Annotated in this window: 3 protein-coding genes; all 3 read left to right on the forward strand. The window is 69.6% G+C overall.

Features of this window, described 5'->3' with window-relative positions; all coding sequences use genetic code 11:
- On the forward strand, window positions 1-536 hold a 536-nt coding region (locus tag HUU96_RS12335), incomplete at its 5' end, for an efflux RND transporter periplasmic adaptor subunit (protein ID WP_174293071.1).
- A gap of 15 nt (window positions 537-551) precedes the next feature.
- Window positions 552-3698: an efflux RND transporter permease subunit gene (locus HUU96_RS12340; protein ID WP_174293072.1), complete on the forward strand. Its 3147-nt coding sequence runs from the start codon at window positions 552-554 to the stop codon at window positions 3696-3698.
- A 162-nt stretch (window positions 3699-3860) separates the two neighbouring features.
- Window positions 3861-4140, forward strand: a 280-nt coding sequence (locus HUU96_RS12345) for a DUF445 family protein (RefSeq protein WP_174293073.1), incomplete at its 3' end; no start/stop codon positions are given.

A 4140-nucleotide genomic window follows, 5' to 3' on the forward strand; every position in this document is an offset into this window, starting at 1 on the left:
CGGGGCAGGTGGTCGGGGCCGCCTCGGGCACGCTGTTCCGCATCGCCGCCGAGGGCGAGCTGGAGATGCGGGCGGCGCTGGCCGAGAGCGACCTTGCCGGCCTCCACACTGGCGCGCGCGCGACCGTCACCCCGGTGGGTTCGCAACAGGGCTTCGCCGGTGCCGTGTGGCAGGTATCGCCGGTGGTTGATCCCGCCACCCGCCAGGGCCTGGCCCGCATCGCGCTCCACTATGATCCGGCGCTGCGCCCCGGCGGCTTCGCCTCGGTCCGGATCGTCGCCGGCGGCAGCGTCGTGCCGCGCCTGCCCGAATCGGCGGTGCAGACCGACGAGAAGGGCAGCTATGTCTACGTCCTCGACCGCGGCGACACGGTGGTGCGCCGGGCGGTGACGCTGGGGCCGGTGACCGACGGCGGCATCTCGATCGCGAGCGGCCTCGCCGGCGACGAGCGGGTGGTGGTGTCGGCGGCGGCCTTCCTCAACCCCGGCCAGAAGGTGGTGCCGGTGCGCGCCGCCCCCTCCCAGATGACCTCATAGACGGGACGCGATCCGATGGGCCTTCGCAACATCTCCGCCTGGTCGATCCGCAACCCGGTGCCGTCGCTGGTGCTGTTCGCGGCGCTGACCATCGCCGGCGTCATCGCGTTCCTGACCCTGCCGCTCAATCAGAACCCCGAGATCGCCTTTCCGGCGGTGGTCATCCAGGTCGGCCAGCCCGGTGCCGCGCCAACCGAGATCGAGACGCAGATCACCCAAAAGATCGAGACCGCGATCCGCGGCCTGGAAGGCGTCGAGGAGATCCAGTCGACGATGAGCGAGGGGAGCAGCGAGACCTTCGTGCAGTTCACCTTCGCCACCCCGGTCGATCGCGCCGTCACCGATGTGCGCGACGCGGTCAGCCAGATCCGCAGCCAGCTGCCCGAAGGCGTGGTCGAGCCGCGGATCACCCGCGTCATCGTCAACAACTCGCCGGTCGCCAACTGGTCGGTCGAAGGCACCGACATGACGTTGCAGCAACTGTCCTGGTTCGTCGACACGGTGGTGCAGAAACGGCTGCTGGCGATCCCGGGGATGCAGAGCGTGCCGCTCAACGGCGGCGTCGACCGGGCGATCCGCGTGATCCTCGACCCCGTCAAGATGCAGGCGCTGGGCGTCACCGCCACCCAGGTCAACCAGGTGCTGCGCGGCATCAACCAGAACGCCGCCGGCGGCCGCGCCGATGTCGGCGGTGCCCAGCAGTCGGTCCGCATCGTCGGCAGCGCCCGCAACGCGTTCTCGCTCGGCCAGACGCAGATCCCGCTCGGCGGCGCGACCACCGGCACCAGCGCCCGCACCATCAAGCTGGCCGATGTCGCCGAGGTGCGCGACAGCTCCTATGAGCAGCTCGGCGTCTCCAAGTCGGGCGGCAAGCAGGTGGTCGGTTTCGCGATCACGCGCGCACGCGGCGCGTCGGAGGTCCAGCTCTACGACGCGGCGGTCAAGGAACTCGCCAAGATCGAGCAGGAGAACCCCAAATACCATTTCGTCCAGCGCTTCACGACCATCACCTACACCATGCGCCAGTACCGCTCGGCGATGGAATCGATGATCGAGGGCGCGGTGCTGGCGGTGGTCGTCGTGTTCCTGTTCCTGCGCGACAAGCGGGCGACGATCATCTCGGCGCTGGCGATCCCGCTGTCGGCGATCCCGACCTTCTGGATCATGAGCCTGATGGGGTTCACCCTCAACTTCATGACGCTGCTAGCGCTCAGCCTGGTGGCGGGCGTGCTGGTCGACGATGCGATCGTCGAGATCGAGAACATCGTCCGCCACATGCGGATGGGCAAGTCGGCCTATCAGGCATCGATCGACGCCGCCGACGAGATCGGGCTGGCGGTGGTCGCGACCACCTTCTCGATCGTCGCCGTGTTCCTGCCGGTGGCGCTGATCCCGGGCGTCGCCGGGCAGTTCTTCAAGGCGTTCGGCACCACCGTCGTCATCGCGGTGCTGATGAGCCTGCTGGTCGCGCGGCTGTTGACGCCGATGATCGCCGCCTATTTCCTCAAGGCCGGCGGGATGGAGGAGCATGGCGGCGGCTGGACGATGGACCGCTATCTGGCGACGCTGCGCTGGACGCTGGCCAACCGCTGGAAGACGGTGGCGGTCGGCGGCGCGGCGTTCGTCCTCACCGCCATCCTGTTCGCGACCCTGCCGTTCACCTTCCAGCCGCAGTCCAACGTCGATTTCAGCAACGTCACGATCGCGATGACGCCGGGCACGACGCTGCGACAGACCGAAGCTGCGGTGGCGGAGGCGACGCGGATCATCGAGCAGCAGCCGGAGGTCGCGACGACGATGCAGATCGTCAAGGCCGGCAGCGGTCAGATCAACATCATGCTGAAACACCAACGCTCGCGCAGCTCAATCAACTTCGAGCGCGAGACCCAGTCGTTGCTCAACGGCATCCCCGACGCGCGGGTCAGCTTCGCGGCGCAGGGCTTTGGCGGCGGCGGCCGGGCGGTGTCGGTGCTGCTGGCGGGCGACGACCCCGAGAAGCTGACGCAGGCCGCCAACAGCGTGGCCGAGGCGATGAAGAGCCTGCCCAACCTGCGCGCACCGCGGGTCGAGGGCGACATGCCGCGGCCCGAGATCGTCGTCACCCCGCGCGCCGGCGTCGCCGCCGACCTGGGCATCACCACCCAGGCGCTCAGCCAGACGATCCGCATCGCGACGCTGGGCGACATCGACCAGAACCTCGCCAAATTCTCGCTGCCCGACCGGCAGATCCCGATCGGCGTCGCGCTCGACCCCAACAGCCGGCGCGACCTGTCGACGATCGCCAACCTGCCGGTGCCGACCTCGCGCGGGACGACGGTGCCGCTGAAGGTGGTGGCGGACATCAGCCTGGGGGCCGGGCCGTCGGAGATCAAGCGCTTCAACCAGGAGCGGCGGATCGTCATCGACGCCGACCTCACGCCCGGCGCGGTGAGCGGCGAGGAGCTGGCCAAGGCGCTGCAACTGCCGGCGATGCAGCACCTGCCGCTTGGCGTCCATTATGCCGCCGCGGGCGATGCCAAGTGGCAGGGGGAGATGGTCGTCAACTTCGTGATCGCGGTGATCGCGGGGGTGATGCTGGTGCTGGCAGTGCTGATCCTGCTCTATCGCCGGGCGATGCCGCCGTTCGTCAACATGGGCTCGCTGCTGCTCGCGCCGCTGGGAGCGGCGATCGCGCTGCACATCGCCCGGACGCCGATCTCGCTGCCGGTGCTGATCGGCCTGCTGATGCTGCTGGGCATCGTCGCCAAGAACTCGATCCTGCTCATTGATTTCGCGCTGGAGGAGATGCGGGCCGGCGTGCCGCCCTACCAGGCGATCATGGAGGCCGGGCACAAGCGCGCCCAGCCGATCGTGATGACGACGGTGGCGATGGTTGCCGGCATGATCCCGACCGCGCTGTCGATCGGCGGTGACGGCTCGTGGAACCAGCCGATGGCGGTGACGGTGATCGGCGGCCTGACGCTGTCGACGGTGCTGACGCTGCTGATCGTGCCGGCGAGCTTCAGCCTGGCGATCGACGCCGAGGAATGGGTCGGGCCGCGGCTCGGGCGGCGGTTGCTCAGTTACCGGCCGGGCGACGATGCGGATGGGCCGCTGATCGAGGGCGGCACGCCGCGGCCGGCGCTTGGCCGCGGACCGAGTGCGCTGCCGGCGGCGGAGTAGCCGGCTGGGGTTGGTGGCTCCGTCATGCCAGCCTTGTGCCGGCATCCAGAGTTTCAGGCCGCGGCGCTTCCGGCTCTGGACCCCGGCACAAGGCCGGGGTGACGAAGCGCGTGTCGATAAGGTCCGACTGAACCAAGCCGCATCCCGGGCATTGACGCCGCGATGACCGCACGCCCCAACCGCCGCGAGCCGCCGCCGGCGGGGCTGACGCGGATGCGGCTGATCGCCGGCGGGCTGTTGCTGGCTATGGCGGCGCTGTTCCTTGCCAGCCGCTCGCTGCTCCCCCGGCATCCCGCATTCGGCTTCGTCCGCGCGTTCGCGGAGGCCGCGATGGTCGGCGGGCTGGCCGACTGGTTCGCGGTCACCGCACTGTTCCGCCATCCGCTCGGCCTGCCGATCCCGCACACCGCGATCGTGCCGCGCAACAAGGACCGGATCGGCG

This window comes from Sphingomonas bacterium (assembly GCF_903644135.1).
In the GTDB taxonomy this organism is placed as follows: Bacteria; Pseudomonadota; Alphaproteobacteria; order Sphingomonadales; family Sphingomonadaceae; genus Sphingomonas.